Raw genomic sequence first — 26,835 nt, 5'->3', positions numbered from 1 at the left:
GCTCGTCCCCGCGACGGTATTCAGCGCCACCGGCGTCGGAATCCTGCTGTCCAACGCGGTGCGCGGTGGATCGACGGACGGCGACGGACCTTTCCTCTCTTGTTTTTGATCATGGTCGTGCGGTAGACAAATGGTCGGGGATCGCGGAGGCGCAGGGGCGCAAGACCATGACGAAACAAGAAGCATTGGAAATTGCAACGGCGTTTCGGGATCGCCAGGGATACGAAACGACGATCGATGCTGGGACGGATGCCAGGCTGTACGATTCCATGGAAGGCGTCACAGGCGCCGCTTGGGTGATCGAAGCGCCGCTCCCGCCCTCCACGATCGAAGGCACCAATACGATCACCTATGTCGTTTCGGTCGTCGAGAAACGTGTAGAGTACATCATCAATTCATCCGGATTCATCAAGCGTCCGGACGAGCTCGATATGGGTTTTTCGGATGACGAGCTCGACGAGCTGAGGGAGATGGGATTCGACGTGCTCGACTGAGCCTTCTGGGCCGATGCCAGTTGGCATGGCCGTATACCCTTCCCATGACAGCATCCTCCGAGCTCCCCCGCGTCGGCATGGTTGCCACCGTTCGCAACCGTCGGTGCGTCATCGTCTCCGTCGACCCCTACGACACGCGGCCCGAAGGGCGGCTTCACCTCGTGCGCGTCGAATACACCGACGGAGACGGCGTCTCGGAGGACACACTGATCTGGGAGCGCGAGCGCAACCGGGCGCTGCTCGAGCCCACTGCGCTCCCGCGCGTCGAGGCCGAGCCCGCGATGCCCGCGCACGAATTCGATGCCTCGTGCGCGCCACGCGCGGGAGCGCTGGGAGGGGTGCCGTCAGGGCAGATGCGCAGCCGCCTTGGTTGCCAGGCGCTCGAACGCGTCGAACGCGCACGCCTGCCCCGGCACATGGAGCGTCATGACCATGGTGACGCTGCCCTTCGCCAGCGCCACACGGCATAACGAGTCCGACACGAAGCGTTGTGCCGTATCGCCCAGGGCGGGCAGGAGCTTCACCTGCGTCGCCCGCGGATGAGGTCCCTTGACGATGGCCTTGGCTTCCGTCTCGGTGCGCTGCGATCGAAGGTGAATGAGCACGAACTCCCCAGCCTCCCCGTGGAAGTCTTGGCTGCAGTGGTCCTCCGTCGCGTCTTCGTCCTCGTCCGTCGGCAGCCTCATCGAAATGCCGAGCTCCGCCTGGATATCCTCCGGCGCGAGCAATTTGTCGCAATGGACGGGAACGAGCGGAAAGGGGTGCTTTTCTTCGCAGTCGAGGACCTCGTCGCCCGTCTTCGCGGCGAGGAAGCAGGCGGCGCGGCCTAGCCAGCGCTCCTTGCTCTTGGACCGGAAAGCCGACTCCTCCTCCAGACACACCGGAACGAACTCCTCGTCGTTGTCTCCGTTCGCCGAGCGCTCCTGCGAAATGACGACACGCAGGTGTTCACATACCTTCTGGGGGTCCGACGTTTCGGCTGTGGGATGGTCCGCTGTGGGACGGACTGTCGCATTCGTGGCGTCCGCAGGGGGAGGAGGGGCAGCCCCGCCGCACGCGCTGGCAGCCGCCGGGAGCGCGAGGGCATACGCGAGGAGCCGAGGTCGAGCGAACGTTCGCAGACAGACCGTTTCAATGCACTTGACGAGACGATGAAACATAGCGGCGCCCTGGATAGCACGAAGCGCACGCAAAAGGAGGGGCACACCTGCCGATTTTCCTCCGCCACGACGAACGTGCTTCGCGGCGAAGGCTCTTCAAGCACCATGCGCCGGCGCGGGTCCAGGTCCCTCGTGGCGGCGTGTTGCAGACGATTGTCTGTAGACGCCGAGTCTCGATGGACCGACCGTTGCCATCAAGGTGACCGGCAAAGGGCTGGAGCAGATTTTTGGGCAAGTGGTCCGCGAAGCCCGGATCGGGGTGGGGATCTCGCAGGAAGAGCTTGCCGATCGGGCCGAGCTGCATCGCACCTACGTGAGCCTGCTCGAGCGAGGGAAGCGCAATCCGTCGCTGCGTGTCGTCCAGGCCCTCGCGACGGCGCTCGGGACCACGATGACGCGCCTGGTCTCCGAGGTCGAAGCGAGGCAGAGGCGGAAGTGACGACATCTCGCCGCCTTCCCAGCGCTCGCGGCTCGGAACATCAGAAAGACGCTGCATGACAGGACGGAAGCAGAGCGATGAGCACATCATCGCGCGAAATCGTTCGGCGACGTTCCATTACGAGCTGTCGGACCGGTACGAGGCGGGCATCGTGCTGCGCGGGAGCGAGGTGAAGTCACTGCGTGAGGGGCACGTGCACCTCGTCGATGCATTCGCGGTGGTCGAGCGTGGCGAGGTATGGCTGAAGAACCTGCACATCGCAGCCTTCGCTCAGGCGCGCGCGTTTCCGCACGACGAGCGCAGCACGCGCAAACTGCTCCTCCACGCGAGCGAGATCCGGCAGATCGAGCGCGTCATCATGCGCGAGGGCTACACGCTCGTGCCGCTCGACCTGCATTTTAGCCATGGCCGCGTGAAGGTGGCCCTCGGCGTCGGTCGCGGGAAGAAGGTCCACGACAAGCGCGCCGCCATCGCCGAGCGCACGGAGGAGCGCGAAGCGCTGCAAGAACTGCGCGCCCGTCAGCGCCGCGGCGGGTAACGCCGTCCTGTCGACAGGAGCGCGCCGCGGATGGGGCACCATCATTCGCATCCCGACATGCGCCCCCCCGACATGAGGCACACGTTGTGTCATCTTGCGCCAAGATGGCCACGCGGTCTGCTCATACCCCATCAAAGCAGCGTCATTTCGCGTGGCACGACCCGTGCCTGAGGCGCCGGCCGCGATGACACACCATTCTTCCTTGCTTCGTTCCCTCCTTCTTGGCGCATTCTCCTCGGTCCTGGCGCTTGGCTCGATCGCCTGCGGCACGGCAATCGAGAATGAGCCCGTGGACAGCACGCCTGCGCACGTGGATCTGTTCGCCTGCGGCGTGCAGCTCAGCTGCCCTGAATATTGCACGCACCTCGGCGTGGGCGACTGCGGCGGCGCGGAAGCGCTGACGTGCCCGGGCGACCTCTGGCTCGAAGGCTCGAGCGGCGCGATCCAGGTGAACGATCGGCCGGGGCCTGGCAATTGGATGGGCGATAAGCTCACGTTGCTCCTGGGGGACGGCAGGGCGCTCGTCCAAAGCCGAAGCCGCAGCTGCCTGGACAGCAGCTGCAGCGATTTGCAGACTATGCCCTGGGAGCTCGCCGCGCACGAGCTGTGCGATGTGGCGGACCCGCCGGATACGTGCCAGCCGGGCAGTTGCTCCCAATTCCCGAAACTCGAGAATTGCGTGCCGCTCGAAACCGACTGGACCTGCGGAGAGGTCACGGCGGCGATGTCACCGACGCCGTGAGCTCATGGATCGCCTCGATTGCGAGGTCATGGGCGAACGCGGCCGTACCAAGCCGCGTACCCGGGACGCGTGATCAGGGCACGCAGGGATCGACGGGCGGCGGGTCCGGTGGGGCCACGACGCCCAGATCGACTGCCTTCATCGTGAATCCGATTCCGATCGAGATCCCGTCGCACGTCTTCGTCGGGTCCTGGGTCCCGTCCTTCATGATGTCGGATGCCTGGCGGATCTGGCTCAGGATCGATTGCAATGTCGGCGAGCTCGGATCACAGAACGATTCGTCGAGCTTCGCGGCCGATTTCGCGATCTCCGTCACGAACGCCTCGGTATCGATGATGCCACCGAGTTGACCCTCGATGGCCCCGTCGTGGCCTGGAGAGAGTTTCATTCCGAGGCGCGCGTGACGGATCGGGATCGCCGTGAGGATCGCGCCGCTTCCATCGCCGAGCACCAGGTCGAAGTTTGCCTCGGGACCGGATCGGTACACGTCCTGATCGATCACGCTCTCCAGGAACACGTTCTTCGCCGAGGCCGGATTCGCCGGGTCGTTCAAGAAATCCGGGCCGAGGGGCCAGGCGTCGCTCCCGTCCCATTGCGGCAGCGTCGCGAGGTTGTCGCCGCGATAAAGCTTGCTCGTCGCCGCGCACGACGTCGACGCGCCCAGCCCCTCGATGGCCAGCATGTAGGTGAATATGCCGGCCTGCAGGTCCTCGTTGACCTGGTTCGAGTCGTCGCTGGTGAGCCCCAGGATGATGGGCAGGATGTTCTTGCCGAAGGAGTTGTCTTTGCCGTCGTTCCCGTCCGGGTAGACCGCGGCGGGGACGCCACCGCCCGCCGGCTGGCACAACCCGACGGAGTTTTTCGTCGACGTCACGCCATCGAGGTTCATTCCATATTGCTTCCAGCCCGTGAAGTAGTTTTGCGTGCCGTCGGGATCCGTATCACCCAGCAGGAACTTGTCGATGGCCAGGACCCCTGCTGATAATGGCAGCATTTCGACAATCCGGGCCTGGAGTACGGCAACGTGCATGCCGCGAATGGGCGGCTTTTTCTCGTTCTGCACCTTCGCGCCTTGGCAACCCGGTTGGCGCCCTGCAGGTGGTGCTGCCAACCCGGCAAGAATCCGACGTTCATCCAATGGCAGCAGTATCGAGATGAATGCGCCCCCTCCATGTCTTGACACCCTTTGCTCGTCGCGTAGCATGTCGCATGCACACCGCTCGCCCCGTTTTCCTCGTCGTCCTCGCCGCGGGGTGCCACGCCGAGCCATCCTCCACGCCTCCCGTGGCGAGCTCCGTGGCGTCACCGGCGGCCCTCGGATCGGCCGAGGCGCGACGCACCGCTGGGCAGCGCACCTGTGAGCCGGCGGCGCATTGCGGTGTATGGGCCGAGTGTCAATCGTTCGAGCGGATCGACCAAGGGACGCCCGAGCGATGGCGCGCGGAGACCGGGCCGTCCAAGGGCGCCATCTTCACGCGAAGGCACCATTGCTTCCCGGAGGACGCGGGCACGTCCGGCTGCCAAGTATATTGCACCGGAGCCGGCGCGGCATCGAGCTGCGTGGACGCGCTCGTCGCCGAGGACGAGGAATGCACGGCGCACGCGGCTCCCCGCCCCGCGCCATTTTCATGCGAAGTGCGTGGCGCCGCGTGCGTGCGCGTGGGAGGGCTTCAAGCGCCCGCGGGGGCGTCGACGAAGCCGTAGACTGGATCCGTGCCAGCGCTTCGATCCCGGCGAAGTGCTCGCGGGCGGCGGGGTAGAGGTCAGGAGGATGTGGGGCCTTCCGCCGGCGAATTCCGCGATTCGTAGCGTTCTACGAGGTGGCTGCGGTCGTACGGGGGCACCCCCGGGTCGGCGAATGTCTCGGTGGCTTCGACGAGCTGGCCATCACGCACCCGGTAGAAGCCGCTCGCGTAGAATACGTCCTCCCCGCTGACGATGGTCACCCTCGCAGCCACGCGTTCGCCCTCGGCGATCACATCCTCCACGGTGATGTGCCAGTCTCCGGGGTAGGTCCGGTTTACCTCGACGAATGCATCGGCGCCGCGGATCCGCTCCCGCGTCTGCGGCCACGTCACGACCAGATCCTCGGCGAGGAGGCGCCGCACGGCGTTCCACTCTCTCGCCTCCATCCCTTCCCAAACCGACCGTACGACGAGCGCCGCGTTCATGGTACGAGGCTGTTCGCCCAAGTCTGCCGCGCCGTCAAGGGCGCTTTGGACCTGACGTGCTGATCGTGCGGTCGGACCACGGAGCGGATTTAATGTGAATTAAGCTGCGGATGCGGGCCGCCGGCGGCATCGTGCCGCGCATGCGTTGCCAGCTCCTCGTGGCCTTCCTGCTCCTCCCGCACGCCGCGGCGTGCGTCTCCCACGACATCCAGCCCGCGCCGCCTGCAGACAACATCGATATCGCAGTCCCTCCGGCGTGCACGACGGAGGTCCCGGAGGGGCAGGTCGTCGTCGGTTGCGACTTCGGCCCCGGCATCACGCCCGTCGCGGCCGCCGCGGGGCGCGTGTACGTGGTGTCTCCGAGTAACACGTATTCGGCGATCGACCTCGCGGCCGCGAGCACGACGCGCCTCTTCCGCTACGAGTTCACCGCGACCACGCTGCAGCTCGCGAGCAGCACCGTGGTCCGCGACGAGACGTTGTACTTCCCCGGGAACATCATTCATTCCGGCTACGTGCGGACCGCGCTGATGGCGTTCGACGCCGTGACCGCCACGCCCGACGGCGAAGCAGAGGTCGTTGCATGGGGCGACCGCTACGAGCTGGTCGCGCCGATGATCGGCGACGGCGAGCGGCTGTATGCAGAATCGATCGTACACGAGGATTCCTCGGCGAGCGCGGGCCCCGTGATCGCGATCGGGTATGACGGTAGCAGCCCGACCGTGCTCACGGAGGAGTACGGTATGCCCATCGGCGTCGCCGGCGGGTTCCTCTATTACCGGCACGACAGCGAGGCGAAGCGTGTGCCGATGGCGGGCGGCGCGGCCGAGCTGCTCGCGTCGGGACTGTCGTCGCACGGCCTTCTCGATTTCGCTGTCGACGCGGACTACGTGTACACGACGTCCGCGGCCGCGCCCTACGAGCTGCGCCGGTTCGGGGCCGGCGGCGTGAACGAGCTCGTGTTCGCTGCGCCGATGGGCGACTTCGAGATCCCGCGCGGCGTGCCGCACAGCCTGCGCCGCCACGGCGCGTGGCTGTACTTCCTGCAGAACTTCGGCGACGGCGATGGCTACGCCTGGCTGTCGCGCGTGCGCGCCGACGGCAGCGGTGAGTTCGTCGATCTGGCCATGGCCCCGAAGCTCACGCCGCCCGTGTTCGACGACACCGGCCTCTACGTCGCGTACACGCGCGGCGGCACCGACGAGCCGATCGAAGGCGTGATCGTACGGATCGCGCAATAGCCGTCGACCTCGTCCACGCCGCGGTGCGTGGCCCTTGGGCTTCCTGGACAAACGTCGGCTCGCCTCAGCAGGGCGGAATGGAGCATTCCCAGGTGGCCGATCCGGTCGCCGGGTCGAGATTGCAGATGCAGGTATAATGGCAAAACCCGGTCCCCTCGCATACTTCGCCGATGAGCGTCGGGCATGCCTCGCCGGCGAGGGTCTCGACGGGGCTCGGGCAGGCGAATGGAGGGCAACCGGCGGGGGTCTTGCAGGACCAAGCGCCGCCCACGCAATGGCAGATGGGCCCGCAGGTCTCGAAGCCGCCGCAGAACATGCCCTCTTCCTCGCAGCAGGATCCATCGAGGGGCGCAACGCTCGGGAGGCTCGGCGGCGTGCCGCCAGGGGAGCAAGACCAATTTCCCGGCGAGCCAATGCACCCGCAATCGAGGGTCGGGCTCACGCACTGCGCCGTCGCGAGGCAGGCCTCCGGCGGCGGCGCGTCGCACCCGCCCGAGGCGCCCCCGCTGCTCGCCGTCCCGCCGCTGCTCGCGGTCACGCTGCCCCCGCTGCTCGCGCCCGCGGCCCCGCCGGCGCCCCCCGCGCCGCCGGATGCGTGCTGCGTGTCGACGGTGGTACCGCACGCGGCGAGCGCCACGAGCAGCGATATGGCGGCGGAAGGGGGAGCAGAGCGCGTCGTCATTCCGTGATGATACACGCTGCGCTTCAATCCCTCCAGGCCGGACGAGGCCGGTTCACCGCACCTGTCGTGTTCAAATCCGTCGGCGCGCGCGGCCCATGGCGTAGGAGATGCCGCTCTGGAGCGTCCCCTTGGTCACGATCGCGGCGAGGTCGAGGTCGAGATCCACGATCGCGCGCGCGAAATCCGGGCGCATGCCCGTCAGGACGACCTCGGCGCCGACCAGGCGGAGCGCGCTCGCCGATTGGAGCAATGCGCTGGCCGCGCGCGCGTCCACGCGCTTCATCCCCGTCACGTCAATGATGACCGTGCGCGCCCTGTGCTGCTGGGTTCCGTGGAGGAGTGCCTGCATCATCGCGTCGGCGCGCGGAGCGTCCATCGTCCCGATGAGCGGGAGCACGAGGATCTCCTCGGTGATCGGGATGAGCGGCATCGAGAGCTCCTCGAGCCGCGCGCTTTGCATCTGGATCATCTCCTCCTGAAGCGCGGCGCGCGCGGTTTCCGTCAGCGCGCGCTCCTCGAGCTCCCGCTCCAGGCGCTCGTTGGCCGTGGAGAGCTCCTCGGTGCGGCGGGCGATCTCCTGCTCGAGGTGCTGGTTGAGCTCGCGGAGCTCGTCGCTCACCGATTGCAGTCGATCGTAAAGCCTCGCATTCTCGATGGAGATGACCGCCTGCGCGCAGAGCATCTGCAAGAACTCCAGACGCTCCTCGGCGAATGCGCCCGCGGTGCGGTTGTGCTCGAGGTACAGGACGCCGCGACAGCGGCCCTGGTGGATCAGCGCGACGGCGAGCACGCTCTGGGGAGCGGCGCTCCTCACGTGCGCATCCGCCGCGAAGCGCGGGTCGCGCGCGGCGCTCTCCAGCACCAACGGCTCTTGCGTGCGCGCCACGTAACGGACGATGGACTGGGCGAGATCCGCGCGCGCTTCGAGCGGAGTGTCGAGCCGAGCCTCCACGAGATCCGGGCTGACCTGGAATCGGGCCTCGACAACCCATGTTCCGCCCCGATCGAGGATCAGAAAGCCACGCTCCGCCCCGGCATTGGCGAGGATGATGCGCATCAGCCGCTCGATGAGGTGATCCAGGACGATCTCGCCCGAGAGCGCATGCGCGGCGCGAACGGCGGTCGTCAGGTCGAGCAGCTTGCCGACCGTCGACCGGTTCGTGAGGCTCATCGAGCCCGCGTCGACGGCAGGGGCGGGCTGGAGGTCCGGCACGGACAAGAGGGCCCTGTGTTTTCTTTCGAGCTGCGCGACCTTGACCGAGGCGCCCCAGCGGAGGTAGCCATAATGCGCCTCGGTCAAATACGTGCGGGCATTCTTCGATTGCCCCCGCGCGAGGAAAAAGAGGCCGTAGAGCTCGTTCGCGATCGCCTCGTCCTGCGCGAAGCCGTGCTTGCCGGCCAGCGCGATGGCCTGCTCGTAGGCGTCCATGGCTTCGCCGGGGCGCCCTTCGAGCCTCGCGATTTCAGCCGAGACGAGGGCGTGCCGGTGGGCGGTGTTCTCCGGGCACGCGTCGGCGAGCGAGGCGAGTTTGTCCCTGTAACGCACAAGCCGATCGAGCAGGCCCGGCCTCTCTTCGGGCTTCGCATCCGGGTGCACCGCGGCGAGCACGAGGCTCGCATAAAAGGGCAGATCGGTCGGCCAGTGATGTCCCACGACCGCCCCCGCGCCCTCCTCGGCCCGCTCGATGAGCGGGAGCGCCAAGGCGGGGCGGTCGTGAAGGAAAAGCGTGAGCGTCTTGTAGGTGAAATAGAGGACCCGGACAAACCCCATCATGACCGGATCGAGGCCCTCGAGCCACGCCGCCTCGTCGAACGTCCCGTCGCTGAAGGACGTGGGGCTCTCGGTGTCTCCACGCAGGCAAGCGATCGCCTGATCGACCGCGAGGAGCTGCGCGCTCGACATGGGGTTCTGGATCCGCTTCAGGATGGCGCTGCTGCGACGCGCCTCTGCGGTCACGGCGTCGAGCGGCTCGCCCAGCCGGAAGAGCGTCACCGGGACGAAAACGCACGCGAACGAGCCATACACGAGCTCTCCCGACTGGAGGCTCAATTGCCGGGCCCGCGCGAAGTGCGGGACCACCCGCCGCAGCGGATGCGCATACCCGGCGAACGTCGCGAACGACTGGGTCACCTTGCAGAGGAGCGCCGGGTCGCCGTGCGCCTCGGCGAGCCTGAGCCCGACCTCGCCGAAGACGCGGCTCTCGGCATAACGCCCGAGCGCTCCGGCCAGATAGAACCCGTACGACACATAGGATTGCGCGGTCGCTCCGCAATGGCCACGCGTCATCCCGCGCAACGTTTGCGTGGCGAGGACGAGCTTCCAGAATCGAATGTCGGTGCAGTACGCAGGGACGAGCAGATCGGGAAGGATCCGGGCCGCCGCGAGCTCCTCGGGATCCGTGAGCTCAGGCGACGCGAGGAGCGCGCGTTCGCCCGCGTCCGCGAGGAGGTGATCGATCCGCTCCGCCTCGCGTGTCGCAATCTCGTCCGCCTCCTCCGGGGTCCGGGGGAGGTCGACGCCGAGCAGCGCGAGGCCCGCGCGCCCCGCGTCCATCGCCTCGGAGAATCGACCGAGCGAGGTGTACATGATGGCACGCACGCCATAGGCGTCCGCGCGCTGCCACGCGCGGCCTGCCTGCCCGAGGATGCGATCGATGAGCGCGTCGGCCTGGGCGGAGCGCCCCGCCGTGGCCTCGCACTCCGCCTGATCGCGGAGGAGCGCGAATGTCAGATCGTCCTCGTCGACCCACCCCTCGTCGTGGACCAGGGCGACGCCCGCCGCAAAGAAGGCCGCCGCCTCGCTGTACGCTCCTTGGCCTTTCGCGGCCCGGCCGGCCTGCAGGTTCAGTCGCGCGACGATCCGCTTCTCCGATACGCCCTGGAGGTGCGCGGCGCCGGCATTGAGGTGGCGGGCCGCGTCGAAGAGCTCCTCGGGACGCGCGCCCTCGCCGAGCGCGCGACGGAGCCGCCATCCGATTCGCAGGTGAACCCCGGCCCGGACCTCGGCCGGAGCGAGCGCGTATGCCGCCTGCTCGACACGATCGTGCAGGAATCGATATCGCGCATTGATCGCGGTATCCCCGTCCGCGGCGGCCCCGTCCGTGGCATCGACGCCGGACACGCCGCTTGGGGCCTCGCCGTCCCCCGACGTCGGCAGGAGCAGATAGTCCTGATCCAGCGGCACGATGAACCCTTCGCGGAGCGCGGGCCAAAGCGCAGCGGCCACGTGGCCCGGGGGCTCGCCGTCGATCGCATGCAGCGTCGCCAGGTCGAACTCGCGGCCGACGCACGCCGCAATGGATAGAATTCGCTGGGCGCGAAGATCGAGCTGCCCGAGGCGCGCGGCCATGAGGTCGGCCACGTTGTCGGCGATCTGCGCCGCCGCGATCGCCGCGTCGTCCCACGTCCATTTCCCCTCGGCGCGATCCGCGCGAAAGAGGCCGTCGCGATGGAGCGCGAGGAGGAGCTGCGAGAGGAAAAACGGATTGCCCCCCGTCTTTGCCGCGAGCTGCCCCGCGAGCGTCCGGAGGCGCTCGGGATCGCTCCGCGGGAGTGTGTCCCCGAGGAGCCTCACGACGCTCGCCTCGTCGAGCGGACGAATCGCGAGCTCCGTCGTGATCACGCCCTGCTTCCGGATCTCGCCGAGCGCCATTCGAAGCGGGTGGGTGTCGTCCACCTCGGTGTCCCGATAGGCGCCGAGGAGCATGACGGCGCTCCCGGCCGGATCCGTCGTGAGCAGGCGCATGAGCCAGAGCGATGCGGCGTCGGCCCATTGCAGATCGTCGATGAAGAAGACGAGCTGGCGCTGCGGGCCGGAGAGGGCGCGGACGAAGCTCTGCATGAGCATCCCGAGCCTGTTCTGTGCCTCGACGGGGCCCGCGGGGGGGGCCGGGGGCTGCGGGCCGATGACGCGCTCGAGCTCGGGGACGAGGTCGATGAGCAGCGCGCCGCCCTCGCCCAGCGCCGCGAGGAGCGCGATCCGGCGCTCCGCGAACCGATCCGGCGGCTCGCTGAGCACGCCCTTCACGAGCTCGCGGAAAATCTGGGTGAACGCGCTGAACGGCATATCGCGGCGCAATGCGTCGAATTTGCCGGCGACGAGCTGGCCCCCGCGAAGCGCGAGGGCGCGCTGCACCTCCTGGACGAGCACCGATTTGCCGACGCCCGCCGCGCCCGCGAGGAGGACGATCTCCGCCGCGCCCCCGCGGCTCATCCTGTCGAACGTCGAAAGGAGGGCCGCGACTTCGGCTTCGCGCCCGTAGAGCTTCTCCGGAATGGTCAGCGTCTCGCGAATATCCCTGCGGCCAAGCTCGAACGCCTCGACGGCGCCGCCGGCGTCGAGCGCCGCAATGCACTTCGAGAGGTCGGCCGCGAGCGCGGCGGCCTGCTGATAACGGTCCTCCGCGGCCTTGGCGAGGAGCTTCATCACGATCGCCGACACGACGTCCGGGATCCCGCTCCGGCGCTCGTGAGGGGGCGCGGGCACCCTCGCGGCGTGGCTGTGCACCAGATCGATGGGGTCCTGCTCGTCGAACGGCGGTGCGCCGGTCAGCATCTCGTAGATCGTGGCGCCGAGGGAATAGAGATCCGCGCGGGAGTCCACCGTGCGCCGGAGGAGGCCCGTCTGCTCGGGGGCGATATAGGAGAGCGTCCCTTCAATGAACGCGTGACCCCCGGCCGGCGCGCTCTCGTGGGAGAGGAGCGTGGCGATGCCGAAATCGATGAGCCGGACGTCTGCGGGGTGCTCCCCCACGAGGACATTGCTCGGATTGACGTCTTTATGGATGACGCCGCGCGCGTGGACGCCGTCGAGGATCCGCGCGAGCGCGAGCGCAATGTCGAGGCAGGAGCGGAGATCGAGCGGGCCGCGTCGCAGGCGGCGAGCGAGCGACGCGCCGCCGGTGTCTTCCAGGACGAGCGCGAGGCCGGCGCCGTACCGGAGGAGCGCGTGGGCCTTGATGATGCCCGGGCCATCCAGCATGCGCAGGATGGAGTGCTCGTGACGCAGCCTGGCCAGCTCGCGCGGGTGCGGGCGCTCCCCTCGCGTCACCTTGAGTACGACAGGTGCGCGGTCGTTGTCCCGGAGGGCACGGAAAAGGGCCACCGTAGGCCCCTCGTGAATCTTCTCGAATCCGGAATAATTGGGGAGGAAGAGGGGGGCGTCCATGGGGCGAGCGTTGCCCTTTCAGTCCCGAACGGGGTGCAAGCAAGGTTTCACAACGCCGAAAATCAGTCAACGCCGACGTGTCATCAAATTTTGTGCCCATGCATCCAGCGGGCCGCCACTGGTTTGACGCTGCAAAGAATGCCGCGACGCGCCATTTTGGTGAAACGAAATCTATGTCAAACAATGTCCGGGCCGCGAAAATCAATATGCCGCATATGCCTCGGACGGTGCTATCCTATCGATATCTCGTGCGCGCCGCCGCCGATTCTGGATGGCGCATGACCGCGCGGGTTGTCATGCGCGTCGGCGCCGCGGGATGGCACGTCAACGTACGAAGTCATGAGGTGACCCATGTCCAAAAACGCTGATATGAGGCAAAAGTTCGAGATCCACGAGCTCGTCGCCCGGTTCGCCGATCTCGTGAACCGCAAGGCGATGAATGAAATGCACCAGCTCTTCACGGTGGACGCGGTGCTCGACATCCCCGGCTTTTCCACGCACGTCGTCGGCCGTGATAACATCATCACGTTCCTGGCCGACATCCTGAGCCTCTGGAGCGGTATCGTTCAGGCGGTCCACTCCGGCACCGTCGAGCTGGTGTCGGACACGCACCCCCAGCGGGCCACGGGGCGCTGGTATCTGAGCGAGTTCGGCGTGAAGGAAAGCGTCGACACCTATGTGGGCGGCGTCTACAGCGATGATTACGTGCGGACGTCGACGGGATTCCGGTTCACCCGGCGTCGGTTCGATCTCCTTTACATGCGCGCGGGGTCGACCGTCACGGCCCAGGCGTTCCCCTCCGACCTGCCCTGAAGAGCCTGCCGAGCGCCGACATCGAGCCATTGCCTCGCAAATGTCGATCGCGTCGGGCGCGAATGCACGAGGGGACGCGAAATCCCTCTCGTGACGATCCGCGCGGTCAGGTGACTCCCTGAAGAAATTGCCCGCCTGGAAGAGGAGGTCGTGCTCATCGACCCCGTCACGGTGTGCTGCTCCGCGCGCGGGAGCTGAGCCCAGCGCGGAGCGCCACCGAGCCTCCGTGATGCCCTTCAGGACGAGCCCGCCGAGCCACGCGTGACGACGCTCGGTGCGAGCGGCTACATCCGGTCGCGTGTGCCCCTCGATGGCGAGCTGCTTGACACGACGCGGGAAGTTCTAGTATTGAAAATGATAATGAAAATTGATTTCAGTTATAACGAGAGCGTTCCGGTGAAAAGTGTAGTTGGCCGCACTTGGTTGCGGCTCTCCGCCGGCATGCTCGCCCTGGCCTTGCTCACGGGCTGTTCCGGCGCGGAGGAGCCGAAGGGCGACGGCAACGGGCCGCTGTACGCCATCACCACGCAGCTGCTCGCCGGCGATCCGGTGGACAGCTACGTCGTCGTGACGGGCCAGGCGGAGCAGACGGCGTCGCTCTCGCTGGACAACGCCATCCGGGTGTCCGGCCGTGCGCTGGGCGTGGGCATCCCCAAGTCCGGCGCGCTCTACGTCGTGAGCGACGCGAGCGCGACGGTGACCCGCTACACGCTGAGCGGCGCGGGGGCGCTGGAGCCGACGGGCACCGTGAGCTTCGACAGCCTGGGGGTGACGTCCCTCGGGGAGTACCAAGCCAACTTCCAGTTCGTCTCGGAGACCAAGGCCTACTTCTTCGATGGCGCCACGGCCCAGGTCGTCATCTGGAACCCCGAGGAGATGACGGTCACGGGCAACATCCCGCTCGACGAGCTCGACCTGCCGGACACGGTCGTGGCCTTCTCGGGCGCGGCCATTCAGCTCGAGAATCAGCTCCTCATGCCCGTGGGTTGGCGTCCCGTCTCGGGCGTGGGCATTACCCCGAAGGCGGGTGTGGTGTCCATCGATACGGCGACCGATGTGGCCACCATTGCGACGGACGACCGGTGCGGGTACACGCATGACGCCGCCGTGGGCGCTGACGGCAAGGTGTACATCGCGACGGAGGCCTATGGAGCCGCGGTGCGCCGGGTGGTGGGCGAGGACGCGCCCGCGCCGTGCCTGCTCAGGTTCGATCCCCAGACGCGCGCCTTTGATTCGAGCTTTTACCGGACGCTCGAGGAGCTCGTGGGCGGTGGCACCGCGGGTACGCTCATCCCGGGCCCCGAGGGGTTGGCGTATGTGCGCGTGCTCGATGAGACCATTGCCCCGGTCCTGGAAGGCACGCATCCTCGCACCATTGCGAGCGGGACGGGCTGGCAATGGTGGGAGCTATCGCTCGACACGATGACCGCGACGCACAAGGCCAGCTTCCCGGCGACCTCGGGCAGCGTCTTTCTCTTCGAGTCGCAGAACCGGACCCTCTACACCGAATTCGGCGCGGGCGCCGCGTCCACCACCCTGCACGTGCTGGAGGAGAACGGCAAACCGACGGTGACCACGGAAGGTCTTTCCTTCTCCTTCCTCCAGCTTCGCTAACGCGGCCGCAAGCCACACCGTGCCTCATCCCTCCTGGGAGGTTTCATGCATCGTTTGTTTCGTGTCGCAGGTTGGGTCGCCCTTTCGGCGCTGTGGTCGTCTCCAGCTCTCGCCACCAGCACGGGCATCGCTGGACAGTCCGGCAAGTCCGGGGCGACGTGCATCACGTGTCACAAGGGCGGAGCGCTCGCGACCGTCGAATTCGAGGGGCCCACGATCCTGGAGCCGGGGGCCACGGGCCAATACAGCTTCGTCATTCGGGGCGGTGCCGCGAAGACGGGAGGGCTCGACATCGCCGTGGACAACGCGGAGGCCGACCTTCAGACCGGTAGCAGCGGGATGAAGAAGGTCGGGGCCGAGTTGACGCATTCCGCTCCGCAGCCGTTCGACGCCGAGGAGCTGCGCTTCGACTTCTCGCTCGTCGCGCCTGCGGCCGATGTGACCCTCACGCTCTTCGGGGCTGGCAATTCCTCGAACGCGGACCTCGTTCCGGAGGGGGACAAGGCCGCGGCCACGAAAATGACCGTGACGGTGGGCAAGGGTTCGCCCGTCGATGCTTCCGAGGGTGAAGGTGCGGAGGACAGCGGCGGATGCGGTACCGCAGGGGGTGCGCCCGTGTGGGGCCTCATGATGGTACGCCTGGCGTCGTTCCGGCGGCGCCAGCGCTGAGGTTCTCCTGGAGCGGTGCGGGGTGGTTTTCGGAACCACCCGCTACTGGGTCTGCGTGTTCTGCACCGCGCGGCAGTTTCCACGCTCGCAATCGACGAGAATGTAGCTCGCCTGCCGGCCGCAGCCGCGCAGCCCGAAGGTATCGGTGTTGAGCGAGACGATCGTCAATTCGGCCTCGCCGCAGTTCAGGTCGAATGCTGCCTGCTTGCGGAGGATCGGCGTGATCAACTGGCCTTGGACCTGGGGACAGTAGCCAAAGCCGTTGCATACGCCAAAGTAGCGGCCGATCTGGTCACAGCCCTCGACGGTGAACGAGTTGCTCCCGGGCTTGACGGGCGTGGCTTTGAGCTGGCTCTCCTCGCACTTCATTTCGGTGGCGGCGTGGACCCGCACCGCGGAGGCGGCTCCACTGCCGCACCCGAAGAGGACAAGCATCAGCAACGGAAACAGTTTGCGCATGGCGGCGCATCTTACGCAGCCAGCCCTCGAAGACAAGTCCGCCCCGGGAAAACTTGCGGCGGACCTTCGAGAGGCGACCCACATGGTCCCCTTTCGAAGGTCCTGGCCGACGAACCAACCTCGCGTTGATGTCGTCCGGCGCGTGCTCTACCGTGTCCCTCTCTGATCTCCTCGCTGAGGAACGATAGGACATGGGCGTCTTCGACTGGTTCAAGGGCAAAACAACACTGCAGGTCGTCGCGGAGCCGGCGGAGGCGCCGTCGCCTCCCGCCTTCGCGCTGGACGAAGCCGCGCTGCTCGCGCAGGTGGAGCCGCTCGTGGCGCAGCAGAAGTTCGCCGAGCTCGAGGCGCTTCTGCGCCGGACGCTGGCCCTCGATCGAGGCCCGCTCGAGCCGCGGCATGTCGCCTATCCGGTTTCGCTGAACCTCCTCGCGGCGGCCATGAGCAGCCAGGCCCGACATGATGAGCAGGAGGCTTTGCTGCGGGAGGTGCTGACGCTCCACGAGAACGTCGCCGGGCCCGACCATCCTCTGACCGAGCAGTCGCTGAGCGTCCTCGTGAACGTCCTCGGAAAGCGCCAGAAGGACGCGGAGGCCGAGGCGATCCTTTCGCGAGCCCTCTCCAAAAAGGACGACGCGCGGGACGGGGGGCGGCCTTCGTACCGGTCGCTGCTCCGCTTGTTCGGCGGCGTCCTGCACGCTGGGGGCAAGCTCGACGAGGCTGCGGCGGTCCACCGGAGGGGGTTTGTCCTCTCGGAGCGCGCGGTGGGGAACAACCATCCCGAGTTCTGGTCGGCGGCGTCCGGGCTCGCGGCCGTATTGGAAAAGCAGGGGAATCATCGCGAGGCGGAGGTGCTCTTGCGAAGGGTGGCGGACCTGAAGGAGGAGACGCTGGGCGAAGCCCACCCTGAATATTGGCAATCGCTGTTCCTGCTCCAATACATCCTGGCTGTGCAGGAGAAGTACGAGGAGGTGGAGGCGTGCACCCGGAGACAGCTCGACCTTCAGGAAAAAACGCTCGGGGAGCGCCACCCCGAGACGCTGTCCACGATGAAGCGCCTGTCGGGCTGTTTGATGCAGCAGAAGAAGTATGAAGCTGCATCGGTCGTCCTCAAACGCAGGCTGGCGATCGCCATCACGGAGAATGGCCCAGGTCATCCGGAGACGATCAGGATTCACGAAGCGCTGGTGGACGCGGAGCGATACATCCAGATATCGTGGGAGATGCGCGAAACATTCAAGAACCTCGAGGCGAGAGGCGAAGCGGAGGGGGCCACCACAAGCGCGCCCACGCCGGCGCTTCATGGGGCCCACCCTTGCGCGTGTGGCAGCGGCCTTCGTTTTGAACAGTGCCACGGCGCCGATTGAGCGGCCTCGGCACCAATCTTTCTGGGCGAACGACCCTTCGCGCGTGCAGAAGCGTCCTTCGCGCGGCCACTGCGTAACCGTCTACTCCCCGAGCGCCATCCTCCGCAGGCGCGCGTCCCCCCGCGACGGCAATCCTACCTTGCTCCGCGCATCCGGCTCGCCGACGGCACAAGTGCTGCCTGTCGAGTTTTCGGCGCCGTGGCTCCCCAAGGGTCGAGCCATGTGGACCAGTCCTTGCGATGGCGGCTCGTTCCTTACACCCGTCCCCAATCCAGGATGGCATTCATGCGGGAAAACAAACCTACCGCTTGGTTCGGCTTGGCTTCGCTCGTGTTCACGGCGAGCACCGTCGCCTGTTCCACCAATGGCTCCGCCGCCCCGACGCTCATCGACGTGGCCCCGGCGGCGCAGCTCAGCGCGGGACTTTCGCATACCTGCGCTGCACTTCGTAATGGCAACCTGGCTTGCTGGGGCAAGGCCGACCGGGGTGAGCTCGGCAAAGTCCTGGCGGACGGCGCCGCGTTTTCCGCTGCACCCCAGCCGGTGCCGATCCTCGACAAGGTGATTCACGTGGGAGCCGGGGCCGCTGGTTCGTGTGCGGTGCTCGAGGACCGCACGGTCCGCTGCTGGGGCAATAACGGCGACGGTCAGCTCGGTGTGACGGCGGACTGTAGCGCAGGCCAAACGTTCTGCATGGCGGAGCCAGCGAAGGTACAGGCGCTCGAGAACATCGTGACCGTCGTCGCGGGAAGGACCCTCTCCGAGGAGGGAATCCCCGCCAAACGGAGCCATGTCGCCTGTGCGCTGGACGAGGACGGCCTGGTGCGCTGCTGGGGGGGAGGTGATCAGCAAATGCTCGGGCGCGGGAGCAATGTAGCGTTGAGCACGACACCCGTGGTGGTGGTGGACGCCCAGAACTTTCCTTTGCGGGACGTCACGCAAGTGGCGGCGGGCGCGCATCGGATATGCGCGCTCGACGTCGAAGGGGCTGTGTGGTGCTGGGGCACCGAGGACGCGTATGATCAGCCCGGTGGTCTGGGCGCCGAGCGGATCGAGTTGCCCATCCCCGCGAAGACCATCGCGGCGGGCGAGGGGCATGCCTGCGCAGTCCTCGACGACGGAAGCGTCTGGTGCTGGGGCCGCAATCAAAATGGCGAGTGTGGTGTCTCCTCGGGCGGCAATGACTGCTGCAACGACGAGCCGTCCTGCTGGCCCGATTGTCGTCGCAAGCCGGTGAGCGTCCCGGGCGTGGTCGGCGCCGTGGGTGTCGCCGCGGGCGGATACCACACCTGCGCGTGGTTGGCCGGCGGAGGCGCCATCTGCTGGGGCAGCAACCAGTCTCTCCAGCTCGGCGACGAGGTCCGGACCCTGGAGAGAGCGCCGGTCGCGGTCAAGTCCGTCCCCGGACGTATCGTCGAAATGGTCTGCGGCAATCTGCACACCTGCGCGCGGACCGACAAGGACGAGATTTATTGCTGGGGAATCAATGAACGCGGGGAGTCGGGGCAGTGAGCAAACGCATGGGCTGGACGCTCGCGATCTTGTTGCTCTCGGCACCGGCCGCGGCACAAACCGAGCCGGACGAAGCGCAAACCGAGCCGAACGAAGTTGAAACCAAGCTGGGATTCCGTCATTGGCACGGAGACGTCGCCTTTGGCGTACGGGGAGGAGGTGGAACGCTCACGGTCGATGGGCAGCTTTATGCCGGTGCGTTTCTCGCGTCCGCCGTTCGGGACCCGGGCTGGGCACCCTTCCTGGGCGCCGGCATGCACCTGAGCGCTGGAAAGGTGACCGTCGACGATCTTCGCGGCATCGATGGGGAGGTCGATGTCACACGTTTCGCCCTCGGCCCCGAGCTTCGCCTGGGCGTCGCGCGAGGCAAGAAGGTCGAGCTCTTCTCGCGCGCTTGGCCCCATGTTCAGTTTTACGTGAGCTCGGCATTGACGATGGTCTTCGCGGACGGCTTGAGCGATCGGTTGCCGGAGGCAGGACATGGCTGGGACTTCAAGTTCGGCGCTGGAGCGTCCTTCCCCGCGGTCTGGTCGATCCTCGATGAAGAGAAGCCGGCCTCGTGGTTTCTGATCTTTTGTCCCAATACATACGCTTTCGATATGGAAGTACCGCTGGAGGAGCCGTCCAGGCGCCGTTACGGGATACGTCTGGGATACGGCTTCTAGACCGCTTCTTTTCAGGAGATGAGTGGGCTCTACGAAGCACGCGCCGTTCCGGGAACTTTTATGGCACCCTCGACCTCGGCGGAGGCCCGCTGGTGAGCGCAGGCATTGAACCCAAGCCCGAGTGGTTCGACTCGACACCGACCTACGATATCTTCGTCGCCCTGCTCATCCCCTGATCTGCGTCCTGATTTCGGCCGCGGCGAGGTCGTCGCTTTGACGCCGCGTCGCAGCAGAACTTACTCGAGCGAGCGGAGATAGGCGAGGAGGGCGAGCATGTCTTTTTCGCCGAGGTGGCGGGTCCTCCCCATTTTGCCTTCGGTTCGGTCGAACATCTCGCGGAGCGTGGCGTAGCGGCCGTCGTGCATGTACGGGGCCGTGCCGCCGACGAAGCGGAGCGACGGCGTGTCGAACGTGCCGCCGGTGCCGACGTCGCGCTGCGAGCCGTCTCCCTTGAGGCCGCCGTCTTGATGGCACATCGCGCAGCCGGCTTCGATCGAATCGAAGATTTGTCGCCCGCGGTTTTCCTCCGCCGTGCGCAGGCGAGCGGATAGATACGTTCTCGCGCGCGTGGCGTATGTGGCAATCGCGCGCAGGTCGGCGTCGTCAAGAGAGCGCGCGCCGAGGCGAGCGAACGTCAACTTCAAGTGCGCCTCCACGGCCGGAGATTCCCCGAACCAGCCGAACGGACCCGTGGAGGGGAGGCGGCCTGCGAGGATCGGCGTCTGCAGCGGTCCTTTGGGCGACGACCACGTGAGGCCGTCGGTGCGCGCATCCGGATGGCAGCTCGCGCAGGCGCGACCGTCGGGCGCGAGGCTCGAATGAAAGAGGCGGCGTCCTCGCTCCCAGTCGGGATCGAGCGGCGTGTCGCGGGCGATGGCGATCGACGCGTCGGCGTCGTGGATCGACACGAACGCCTTCCCGGCGTCGGGCTCCACGCCGGTCGATCCGAGCACGATCCGCGAGAGCTTTCGATCGAGGTCGGACCAGACCCACGCATCGTGCGTGCGCGGATCGATCGCGATGGCCGAAGGGCCCGAGGGCAAATGCCATCGTCGAAGCTCCGACGTCGCGAGCGGCGCGTCCGCGGCATCGAGCTCGAGGAGCTGATCGATCCCCGCGCAGGCGACGAGGATCGAGCCGCGCGTTTCGTCGGAGGCCGCAGCGCGCGGCAGCAGGCACGGGGGCGTCGCTTTCGGCGACGAGGCGCGCTCGACGCTGCTGCGGTGTTTGTCCGCGGGGAGGACAGCGTGACGTACGCGGAGCTTCGGCGGCTCGTCTTCCGAAGCATCGGCGAGGCCCCAAAGGACGGGCTCGTTCGGAAAGTACGGGCTCTCCAGCGAGCCATACCCTGATGACGGCACCGGATCGCCCGGGTAAACGAGGACCATCGGTGCGATCACTCTGCCTGAGGCACGCGTGAGGGCGAAGCCTTGTCCGGCGAAACGCGGCTCGTCGCCGATCACGAGCGAAGCGGTCTCGTCGAGATGATGATCGCGGAAGTCGAGGTGATGCTCGCGCGTCGGCAAACCGGGCGAGAGCGAGACGGTCGTGACGATCGATCCGGCCGCATGCGCGATCACCAAGCGGCGTTTGTCCTTCGAGACGAGGACGGCGCGCGCTTCGCGAGCGAGCGGCGTTGCTTCGATCTTTTCTCCAGACGGGAGCGCGTGCCGCGCGAGCTCGCGACCCCAGCTGGAAACGACGAAGAGCGCGCGATCGTCGGCGAGCGCGAGGGCGAGCGGCTCCTTCGCAGTTCGGATGCGCAACCCCTCGGCGAGCGCGCATTCGGACGTGTTCTCGATGCACGACAGTGTGAATGACTGGACGAGATCCGCGTCACGCACCGCGATCCAGATCGTGCCGTCGTCCCCCACGAGCACGTGCCCGGGGACGCCGTCGAGCTTCGCCGAGGCGAGCTCGCGAGCTTCGGGCAGCTTCATCACGCGGAGCTTCGCGTCGTCTTCATCCGCGAGGATCGCAACGGTCTCGTCACCCATCCGCCCGAGCGCGAGCGCCGACGAGGATCGCTCCAACTCCCGCACGGCCGTGAGGTTCGTCCGCTTGGCCGTCGACGCCGAGCTCGTGTTCGCGCTCGGCGCGTGCGGCGTCCCTGCTTCGACGCCCGGCGGGTCGCGTCGTTCGCACGTCGTGGCGATGGCGAGACACACGACGATCGCGGAGGCGCGCGTTGCCCAGTGCATGACCGCTGCCGCTATAGTAGCGTTCCGCTTCGACGTGTCACGGATGCCCTCCTCCAAAGAGCGCGGACGGCGGCCGCTGCGGGTTCGGAGCGCTCCGTCTTCCCTCGCGCTGGCAGCGCTGCTCGCGGCGTGCGCGCGTCGCGACGCATCCGTCGATCCGCCGCCCGAGGCGTCTGCAGGGGTCGCGGCTTCCGCGACGCCTGCTGCGCCGTCGATCGAGCGACCACCGGCGCGACCCCTCGATCGACGCGTCGTCGCGAGCCTCGAAGAGGCGTCCGTGAACGATGCGTCGTACGCGCGCCGAATGCTGTGGTCCTGGACCTCGCGCGAGCAGGCGGCGACGCTCCGGCGCGACAAACAGCTCTTGCTCGATACCACGCTGCCCGAGGGACCGACGACGTACGTCCAGCTCCTCGAACAGGTCGCGGCCGGCGGCGGTCCGAACGGCGACATGGCGCGCCTGCTCCTGTTTCACCCGAGCCTTCGCCTTCGACGTTATGCGTGGACGCGTCCTTGGCCCACGCGGCTCGGCCTCGCCGAGCGCGATTACGGCGATCAGCTCCTGCGCGTCGTGCTCTCGCCGAGGGCGATCGTCGCGCGCTTCGATCCGGCGCGCCCCGCGCCGTTCGAGTTTCGCGATCTCGACGGACGCGCCATTTCGATCGGGCAGGTCCTCGCCGATCCATCCGTCGTCGCCGCCGTCTACCACGTGCACGCGGAAAACGAGTCTCCGGTCGCCTACCGAGAATATGTCTTGTGCAACGAGACCATGGTCACCGAATGGTCGCTCGCGACCCCGGAGATCACGGACGCGATCTCCGCGGACCGCGCGCTCGCGCAGGCGCTCGCCGGGGCCCATCTCGAACCGGGGTCGGCGCGACCGCACTGGACGAGCGGCGGCGGAGACGGTGCCGCCCTGTACGCGAGCGCCCTCGCGTTCGACAACGAGCGCTATCGCTCGACCGCCAATAACCTCCGCACGCTCGCGGACGCGCTCGCACGCGCGGAGCAGGTAGGCGCTCCGCTCGTCGTCGTGCCTTCGGTGAAATTCGCGTACGACGCGCAGGTTCCGGATGTCCGGATGCGGAAGCTCCCCAAGCGCGTCCGCATCATGGTCTAGGCGCATGCCCCGTCTCGTCTCGCGCGTCGAAGCGCTCGATCGAATTCGCAACGAGACGGGCGAGGTCGCATGCCTGATGTGCGCGATCCGCGATCGGCGCGCCGGCCCCGTCTTCGTCGTCCATGAAGACGATCACCAGCTCGTCCTCTTGCCGCGTTACGTGCGCCGCTGGGGACAGCTGATGGTGATGCCGAAGCGACATGCCGTATCGTTCGGCGAAATCGACGATGAGACCTGGGCGGAGACGAACCGCCTCGTCCTCCATGCTGCGAGGGTCGTCGAGCGCGTCATGCGTCCGCGGCGCTGTTATCTCGCCTCGACCGGGAGCGCCGCCGGCGAGATCACGCAAAGCTCGACGCACCTCCACGTCCACGTCATTCCGCTCCTCGAGCCTGACGACAAACCGGCCGACATCTTCAGCTGGTCGGCGGGCGTCTACATTGCCGACTCCGAGGAATGGGAATCTCTTCGCGCACGCTATGGGGAAGCGTGGTGAGTGGATCCGGGGGTTGGGGCACCCGCAAGGTGATGCGTCGACAAGCGACGCACCTCCACAAAGCCCATGCCCTGTTCGTCTCGCGCCCGCGATGTCGCCGCGCAGCATGTTTCGTGGGGCTCCGGCTCCCCGACGCCGCCCGCGCCGCGCCCTCCGCCCGGGGATCGCTGACGTCAGCCGCGGCGCGCTGACGTCAGCCGACGACGACGCGCCTCCATCGGGTGGGGTAACCCACGCGTTTGTGGGCCACGGACGCGTGGATCGCTGGCACTCATCTTGATTGGCGCGGCGCACGCCGCACGCAGGGCGCGTGCGTCGGTGCGAGGTCGGACTTGCGGATTTCGTGAGTGCCGGCCTACCCTTACGCGGAGCATGCAGCCTGGACCGACCCGTTCCATCGAGAAGACCACCCTCGTGGGGCAAGGCACCGCAGCCGAGTCCGGTGCCGGCGCGTCGAGGCTCGCGCTCACGATCCTCTACCACCCCGACCTCGAGCGCGTGGGCGAGCGCGCGATATTCGAGGAAACCGGGGAAGGGGGCTCCTTTGCGGTCTCGCGCGTCGAGCCTGCGTTCGCCGCTCCCGGACAGGCGGGCGGCGCGCCGCTCCTCGACGAACACTTGAGCCGAAAACCCGTACATATCGTCCCCGTGGGGAAAGGGGGCGTGCGAATCGAGATCGGCGAAAGCACGACCTCGGTCACCCTGCGAGGCAAGCCGGTCTCGGGCAATGTTTATCTTGCCATGCGACGTGGCGTCGTGATCGAGCTCGGTCATCGCGTCGTGCTCCTCCTGCACCGACTGGCGTCGCTCGAGGGCGCCCCGGACGCGAGCGCATCTTCGGAGCGGCACGCGCTCGTGGGGGAGAGCGAGGGGCTCCGTCGGGTGTTCTGGGATATCCGCAGCATAGCCGATCTCGATTTGCCCATCTTGCTCCGGGGCGAGACGGGCACCGGCAAGGAGCTCGTCGCGCACGCCATTCACCAGGCGAGCCGCAGGCGGGACAAACCGTTCGTCGCGGTCAACCTCGGCGCCATTTCGCCGTCCCTCGCGATCGCCGAGCTGTTCGGCGCCGAGCGGGGCGCTTATACGGGATCGGTCGGGCGCCGCGTCGGTTATTTCGAGCAAGCGCGCGGCGGTACGCTTTTCCTCGACGAGATTGGCGAGGCGCCCGTCGAGCTCCAGGTGGCGCTCCTGCGCGTGCTCGCGACCGGCGAGCTGCAGACCGTGGGGGCCGCGCAGAGTCGCAAGTCGGACGCCCGCATCATCGCCGCGACGGACGCGGATCTGGAGGGCAAGGTGGCGTCGGGCTCGTTCCGCGCGGCGCTGCTCAATCGGCTCGCGGCCTACGAGATCTGCATCCCGCCGCTGCGCGAGCGCCGCGACGACCTCGGCCGCCTCTTCGTCCATTTTCTCCGTGAAGAGCTCGAAGAGATCGGGGAATCGGCTCGCCTCGCGCTGCCCGAGCCGGGGGCGAAGCTCTGGCTTCCCCCGAATATCATGGCGCGGCTCGCCGAGTACGATTGGCCGGGCAACGTGCGGCAGCTCCGCAACGTGGTCCGGCAGCTCGTCATCGGCAATCGGGGCCGGCCGTGGGTCGAGATCACGCCGGCGATCGAGCGCGCGCTCGGAAAACTCTCGTCCGTGCCCTCGTCGCCGAGCGACGTGGGCGCGCCGGCGAGCATGCGAGAATCGACGCCTCCCGGAGAGCGATTCGAGGCGGACGAGGCGGCGCCCGTGGGGCGCATGGGCAGGAGGCGCAAGCCGGCGGACGTGACGGAGACGGAATTCGGGGAGGCGCTCCGCGCGAGCCGATGGGATCTGGCCTCGGCGGCGGAGCGTCTCGGGATCCCACGTGCATCGATGTACTTGCTCATCCAGCGGTTTCCCGGCTTTCGCGCCGCTGGGGATCTGGGCATGGACGAGATCGTCCGATGCCAGGAGGAGCTCGGCGGCGATGTCCGCCGCATGGCCGAGCGACTCGAGGTCTCCGAGCGTGGGCTCGCGCGGCGCCTGCGCGAGCTAGGGCTCGCGCGCCCCTGAACCCTGCCTCTGCGGGGCCTTTGCGCGAATGTGCGTCGCATCGACCATGTCTCGCAATTTTGAGAATCCTGTTGGCGAAACAGGCGAGCACCGAGCCGGTCGAGCTCTGATAGAGCGAGCAGGGCAGACCGAGCGAAAGCGCTCGAATTCATTCACCCGTCCCGTACAGGGATGAAGGAGCACCCATGAAACGACTGATCGCGATTGCCGCGCTGGCACTTGCTGGTTGTATTGCCGAGGAAGGCGTGGACCTCGACGTCGATGATTCCACCCTCGAGGAGCAGGCGGAGACGCTGCCGCCCTGCACCGCGGCCAACGAGGGCGCGACGTACGTCACCAGCAGGAAGCAAGGCAGCTCGACGGAAACCAGCACCTACGAGTGCCAGTACGGCACCTGGCAGTTGATCCGGCGCTGCTCCGGCGGCGTTTGCATCGACTTCTGAGCGACCGATTCTGCGACGCAGCGTCGTCGGGCCCCGTGGGCGCTCGAGGTCGCTGATCCACGCCCAGGCGATCTCGAGCGGACCGCCGAGCTTGACAACGGGCATCCTTTCTGCGCTTCTCGGGTCATGCCTCCGGCGCCCGATGTGCCTCGCGTTCCCGCTCCTTGGACACTCGGCGGAGACGCTTATGTGGTCATGCTCCGGCTCCCTCCGCGGCTGATCGAAGAGGGCAGCTTCGTGCCGGAGCCGCTCCGGGGGCGGGCCCAGGGCCGCACGGGCGCCTTGATGTTCGTCGATTATGCGTCGTCGGACGTCGGCCCCTATCGCGAGCTCCTCTTCATCCCCTGCCGCTTCCAGGTCGGCGGAGGGCTCTTCTGGTCCATCACGAAGATCTACGTCAGCTCCTGGGACAGCGTGGTGAACGGCCGGCAGAACTGGGGAATCCCCAAGGACCGCGCCGATTTCGAGGTGACCCGTGAAGCCGGCCAGGATCGCGTGCGACTCCGTGACGGCGACCACGTCTTCGCCGACCTCGTGTTCGCGCCTCGGGGCCTGCGCCTGCCCGCCTCCAGTGTGCTCATGCCCGAGGCGCTCCGCACGCTCGTGCAAATCGACGAAGACCGAGCTTTTTATTATGCGCCCGAGGCTTCCTGCAAGGTGGAGCTCGCCCGCCTCGTCGAGGCCCGCGTCGATCCCGCGCGTTTTCCGGACGTATCGCAGGGCAAGGTCCTTTTCGCGGCGCGACTCTCGGAGTTCACGCTGCGTTTTCCGGTGGCGCGCGTGGAGCCGGTGTAGGCGCAGC

The 26,835-nt window shown here is 67.3% G+C and carries 24 protein-coding genes; 18 read left to right on the top strand and 6 right to left on the bottom strand.

The window, feature by feature from the left end:
• Positions 1-65 precede the first annotated feature (65 nt).
• Complete coding sequence (locus QHF85_RS00945; RefSeq protein ID WP_281325089.1) at positions 66-494, top strand: hypothetical protein; 429 nt, start codon at positions 66-68, stop codon at positions 492-494.
• Positions 495-838: 344 nt separating this feature from the next.
• On the opposite strand, the gene QHF85_RS00940 is transcribed toward QHF85_RS00945, so the two are convergent.
• Positions 839-1,375 carry a hypothetical protein gene (locus tag QHF85_RS00940; RefSeq protein WP_281325088.1) on the bottom strand — a complete coding sequence of 179 codons (537 nt, stop codon included), beginning with the start codon at positions 1,373-1,375 and terminating at the stop codon, positions 839-841.
• Between the two features lie 514 nt (positions 1,376-1,889).
• Between QHF85_RS00940 and QHF85_RS00935 the strand changes: the two genes are divergently transcribed.
• The 3 genes from QHF85_RS00935 (at position 1,890) to QHF85_RS00925 (ending at position 3,373) form a co-directional block, all read left to right on the top strand.
• Positions 1,890-2,093 carry a helix-turn-helix transcriptional regulator gene (locus tag QHF85_RS00935; RefSeq protein WP_281325087.1) on the top strand — a complete coding sequence of 68 codons (204 nt, stop codon included), beginning with the start codon at positions 1,890-1,892 and terminating at the stop codon, positions 2,091-2,093.
• 55 nt (positions 2,094-2,148) lie between these two features.
• The gene (gene smpB, locus QHF85_RS00930; protein ID WP_281325086.1) at positions 2,149-2,631 is read left to right on the top strand and encodes an SsrA-binding protein SmpB; all 483 of its coding nucleotides are present in this window, start codon (positions 2,149-2,151) and stop codon (positions 2,629-2,631) included.
• Between the two features lie 289 nt (positions 2,632-2,920).
• Entirely contained in the window at positions 2,921-3,373 is a 453-nt protein-coding gene (locus tag QHF85_RS00925) for a hypothetical protein (RefSeq protein ID WP_281325085.1), read from the top strand.
• A gap of 73 nt (positions 3,374-3,446) precedes the next feature.
• On the opposite strand, the gene QHF85_RS00920 is transcribed toward QHF85_RS00925, so the two are convergent.
• Positions 3,447-4,367 carry a hypothetical protein gene (locus QHF85_RS00920; RefSeq protein ID WP_281325084.1) on the bottom strand — a complete coding sequence of 307 codons (921 nt, stop codon included), beginning with the start codon at positions 4,365-4,367 and terminating at the stop codon, positions 3,447-3,449.
• A 215-nt stretch (positions 4,368-4,582) separates the two neighbouring features.
• Here QHF85_RS00920 and QHF85_RS00915 point away from each other — a divergent pair, with 215 nt between their 5' ends.
• Positions 4,583-5,077, top strand: coding sequence for a hypothetical protein (locus tag QHF85_RS00915; RefSeq protein ID WP_281325083.1), 495 nt, complete (start codon positions 4,583-4,585; stop codon positions 5,075-5,077).
• A gap of 59 nt (positions 5,078-5,136) precedes the next feature.
• Here the strand turns inward: QHF85_RS00915 and QHF85_RS00910 are convergent, their stop codons facing one another.
• Complete coding sequence (locus QHF85_RS00910; protein WP_281325082.1) at positions 5,137-5,544, bottom strand: nuclear transport factor 2 family protein; 408 nt, start codon at positions 5,542-5,544, stop codon at positions 5,137-5,139.
• 110 nt (positions 5,545-5,654) lie between these two features.
• Between QHF85_RS00910 and QHF85_RS00905 the strand changes: the two genes are divergently transcribed.
• Both QHF85_RS00905 and QHF85_RS00900 read left to right on the top strand, forming a co-directional pair.
• The gene (locus QHF85_RS00905; RefSeq protein ID WP_281325081.1) at positions 5,655-6,785 is read left to right on the top strand and encodes a hypothetical protein; all 1,131 of its coding nucleotides are present in this window, start codon (positions 5,655-5,657) and stop codon (positions 6,783-6,785) included.
• A gap of 170 nt (positions 6,786-6,955) precedes the next feature.
• Entirely contained in the window at positions 6,956-7,474 is a 519-nt protein-coding gene (locus tag QHF85_RS00900) for a hypothetical protein (RefSeq protein WP_281325080.1), read from the top strand.
• 63 nt (positions 7,475-7,537) lie between these two features.
• Here the strand turns inward: QHF85_RS00900 and QHF85_RS00895 are convergent, their stop codons facing one another.
• Entirely contained in the window at positions 7,538-12,634 is a 5,097-nt protein-coding gene (locus QHF85_RS00895; protein ID WP_281325079.1) for an AAA family ATPase, read from the bottom strand.
• Positions 12,635-12,985: 351 nt separating this feature from the next.
• Between QHF85_RS00895 and QHF85_RS00890 the strand changes: the two genes are divergently transcribed.
• The 3 genes from QHF85_RS00890 to QHF85_RS00880 all read left to right on the top strand — a co-directional run bounded on the left by QHF85_RS00890 (position 12,986) and on the right by QHF85_RS00880 (position 15,730).
• Entirely contained in the window at positions 12,986-13,447 is a 462-nt protein-coding gene (locus QHF85_RS00890) for a nuclear transport factor 2 family protein (protein ID WP_281325078.1), read from the top strand.
• 261 nt (positions 13,448-13,708) lie between these two features.
• Positions 13,709-15,061: a hypothetical protein gene (locus QHF85_RS00885; protein WP_281325077.1), complete on the top strand. Its 1,353-nt coding sequence runs from the start codon at positions 13,709-13,711 to the stop codon at positions 15,059-15,061.
• 45 nt (positions 15,062-15,106) lie between these two features.
• Positions 15,107-15,730 (top strand): MXAN_6652 family MXYO-CTERM-anchored protein, encoded by a 624-nt coding sequence (locus QHF85_RS00880; RefSeq protein ID WP_281325076.1) that lies wholly within the window; start codon positions 15,107-15,109, stop codon positions 15,728-15,730.
• 42 nt (positions 15,731-15,772) lie between these two features.
• On the opposite strand, the gene QHF85_RS00875 is transcribed toward QHF85_RS00880, so the two are convergent.
• Positions 15,773-16,189 carry a hypothetical protein gene (locus tag QHF85_RS00875; RefSeq protein ID WP_281325075.1) on the bottom strand — a complete coding sequence of 139 codons (417 nt, stop codon included), beginning with the start codon at positions 16,187-16,189 and terminating at the stop codon, positions 15,773-15,775.
• 191 nt (positions 16,190-16,380) lie between these two features.
• On the opposite strand from QHF85_RS00875, the gene QHF85_RS00870 reads away from it, so the two are divergent.
• The 3 genes from QHF85_RS00870 (at position 16,381) to QHF85_RS00860 (ending at position 19,733) form a co-directional block, all read left to right on the top strand.
• On the top strand, positions 16,381-17,556 hold the full coding sequence (locus QHF85_RS00870) for a tetratricopeptide repeat protein (protein ID WP_281325074.1): 1,176 nt from the start codon (positions 16,381-16,383) through the stop codon (positions 17,554-17,556).
• Positions 17,557-17,874: 318 nt separating this feature from the next.
• Positions 17,875-19,068 carry a hypothetical protein gene (locus QHF85_RS00865; protein ID WP_281325073.1) on the top strand — a complete coding sequence of 398 codons (1,194 nt, stop codon included), beginning with the start codon at positions 17,875-17,877 and terminating at the stop codon, positions 19,066-19,068.
• Positions 19,065-19,733: a hypothetical protein gene (locus tag QHF85_RS00860; RefSeq protein WP_281325072.1), complete on the top strand. Its 669-nt coding sequence runs from the start codon at positions 19,065-19,067 to the stop codon at positions 19,731-19,733. The genes QHF85_RS00865 and QHF85_RS00860 overlap by 4 nt, the downstream gene beginning before the upstream one ends.
• Before the next feature lie 236 nt (positions 19,734-19,969).
• Here the strand turns inward: QHF85_RS00860 and QHF85_RS00855 are convergent, their stop codons facing one another.
• On the bottom strand, positions 19,970-21,991 hold the full coding sequence (locus QHF85_RS00855; protein ID WP_281325071.1) for a c-type cytochrome: 2,022 nt from the start codon (positions 21,989-21,991) through the stop codon (positions 19,970-19,972).
• Here QHF85_RS00855 and QHF85_RS00850 point away from each other — a divergent pair.
• From QHF85_RS00850 to QHF85_RS00830, 5 genes are all read left to right on the top strand, one after another.
• Positions 21,978-23,054: a hypothetical protein gene (locus tag QHF85_RS00850; protein ID WP_281325070.1), complete on the top strand. Its 1,077-nt coding sequence runs from the start codon at positions 21,978-21,980 to the stop codon at positions 23,052-23,054. The two genes, QHF85_RS00855 and QHF85_RS00850, sit on opposite strands and share 14 nt — an antisense overlap.
• Before the next feature lie 4 nt (positions 23,055-23,058).
• Complete coding sequence (locus QHF85_RS00845) at positions 23,059-23,550, top strand: HIT family protein (RefSeq protein ID WP_281325069.1); 492 nt, start codon at positions 23,059-23,061, stop codon at positions 23,548-23,550.
• Positions 23,551-23,922: 372 nt separating this feature from the next.
• A complete protein-coding gene (locus tag QHF85_RS00840) occupies positions 23,923-25,590 on the top strand; it encodes a sigma-54 dependent transcriptional regulator (protein WP_281325068.1) in 1,668 nt (555 codons plus the stop codon).
• Between the two features lie 185 nt (positions 25,591-25,775).
• The gene (locus QHF85_RS00835; RefSeq protein ID WP_281325067.1) at positions 25,776-26,033 is read left to right on the top strand and encodes a hypothetical protein; all 258 of its coding nucleotides are present in this window, start codon (positions 25,776-25,778) and stop codon (positions 26,031-26,033) included.
• A 126-nt stretch (positions 26,034-26,159) separates the two neighbouring features.
• Positions 26,160-26,828 carry an acetoacetate decarboxylase family protein gene (locus QHF85_RS00830; protein ID WP_281325066.1) on the top strand — a complete coding sequence of 223 codons (669 nt, stop codon included), beginning with the start codon at positions 26,160-26,162 and terminating at the stop codon, positions 26,826-26,828.
• The last annotated feature ends 7 nt before the right edge of the window (positions 26,829-26,835 follow it).

The organism is Polyangium sp. 6x1, assembly GCF_029946515.1.
Lineage (GTDB): Bacteria > Myxococcota_A > Polyangia > Polyangiales > Polyangiaceae > Polyangium.
Note: the sequence above shows the minus strand (reverse complement) of the source record. Positions and strands in the feature narration are given on the sequence as shown.

Excerpts from the sequence above, each read along its gene's own strand:
- smpB (WP_281325086.1), top strand. The coding sequence starts at position 2,149 with ATGACAGGACGGAAGCAGAGCGATGAGCACATCATCGCGCGAAATCGT.
- QHF85_RS00920 (WP_281325084.1), bottom strand. The coding sequence starts at position 4,367 with ATGCTGCCATTATCAGCAGGGGTCCTGGCCATCGACAAGTTCCTGCTG.
- QHF85_RS00915 (WP_281325083.1), top strand. The coding sequence starts at position 4,583 with ATGCACACCGCTCGCCCCGTTTTCCTCGTCGTCCTCGCCGCGGGGTGC.
- QHF85_RS00910 (WP_281325082.1), bottom strand. The coding sequence starts at position 5,544 with ATGAACGCGGCGCTCGTCGTACGGTCGGTTTGGGAAGGGATGGAGGCG.
- QHF85_RS00905 (WP_281325081.1), top strand. The coding sequence starts at position 5,655 with ATGCGGGCCGCCGGCGGCATCGTGCCGCGCATGCGTTGCCAGCTCCTC.
- QHF85_RS00900 (WP_281325080.1), top strand. The coding sequence starts at position 6,956 with ATGAGCGTCGGGCATGCCTCGCCGGCGAGGGTCTCGACGGGGCTCGGG.
- QHF85_RS00895 (WP_281325079.1), bottom strand. The coding sequence starts at position 12,634 with ATGGACGCCCCCCTCTTCCTCCCCAATTATTCCGGATTCGAGAAGATT.
- QHF85_RS00890 (WP_281325078.1), top strand. The coding sequence starts at position 12,986 with ATGTCCAAAAACGCTGATATGAGGCAAAAGTTCGAGATCCACGAGCTC.
- QHF85_RS00880 (WP_281325076.1), top strand. The coding sequence starts at position 15,107 with ATGCATCGTTTGTTTCGTGTCGCAGGTTGGGTCGCCCTTTCGGCGCTG.
- QHF85_RS00875 (WP_281325075.1), bottom strand. The coding sequence starts at position 16,189 with ATGCGCAAACTGTTTCCGTTGCTGATGCTTGTCCTCTTCGGGTGCGGC.
- QHF85_RS00870 (WP_281325074.1), top strand. The coding sequence starts at position 16,381 with ATGGGCGTCTTCGACTGGTTCAAGGGCAAAACAACACTGCAGGTCGTC.
- QHF85_RS00850 (WP_281325070.1), top strand. The coding sequence starts at position 21,978 with ATGCCCTCCTCCAAAGAGCGCGGACGGCGGCCGCTGCGGGTTCGGAGC.
- QHF85_RS00845 (WP_281325069.1), top strand. The coding sequence starts at position 23,059 with ATGCCCCGTCTCGTCTCGCGCGTCGAAGCGCTCGATCGAATTCGCAAC.
- QHF85_RS00840 (WP_281325068.1), top strand. The coding sequence starts at position 23,923 with ATGCAGCCTGGACCGACCCGTTCCATCGAGAAGACCACCCTCGTGGGG.
- QHF85_RS00835 (WP_281325067.1), top strand. The coding sequence starts at position 25,776 with ATGAAACGACTGATCGCGATTGCCGCGCTGGCACTTGCTGGTTGTATT.
- QHF85_RS00830 (WP_281325066.1), top strand. The coding sequence starts at position 26,160 with ATGCCTCCGGCGCCCGATGTGCCTCGCGTTCCCGCTCCTTGGACACTC.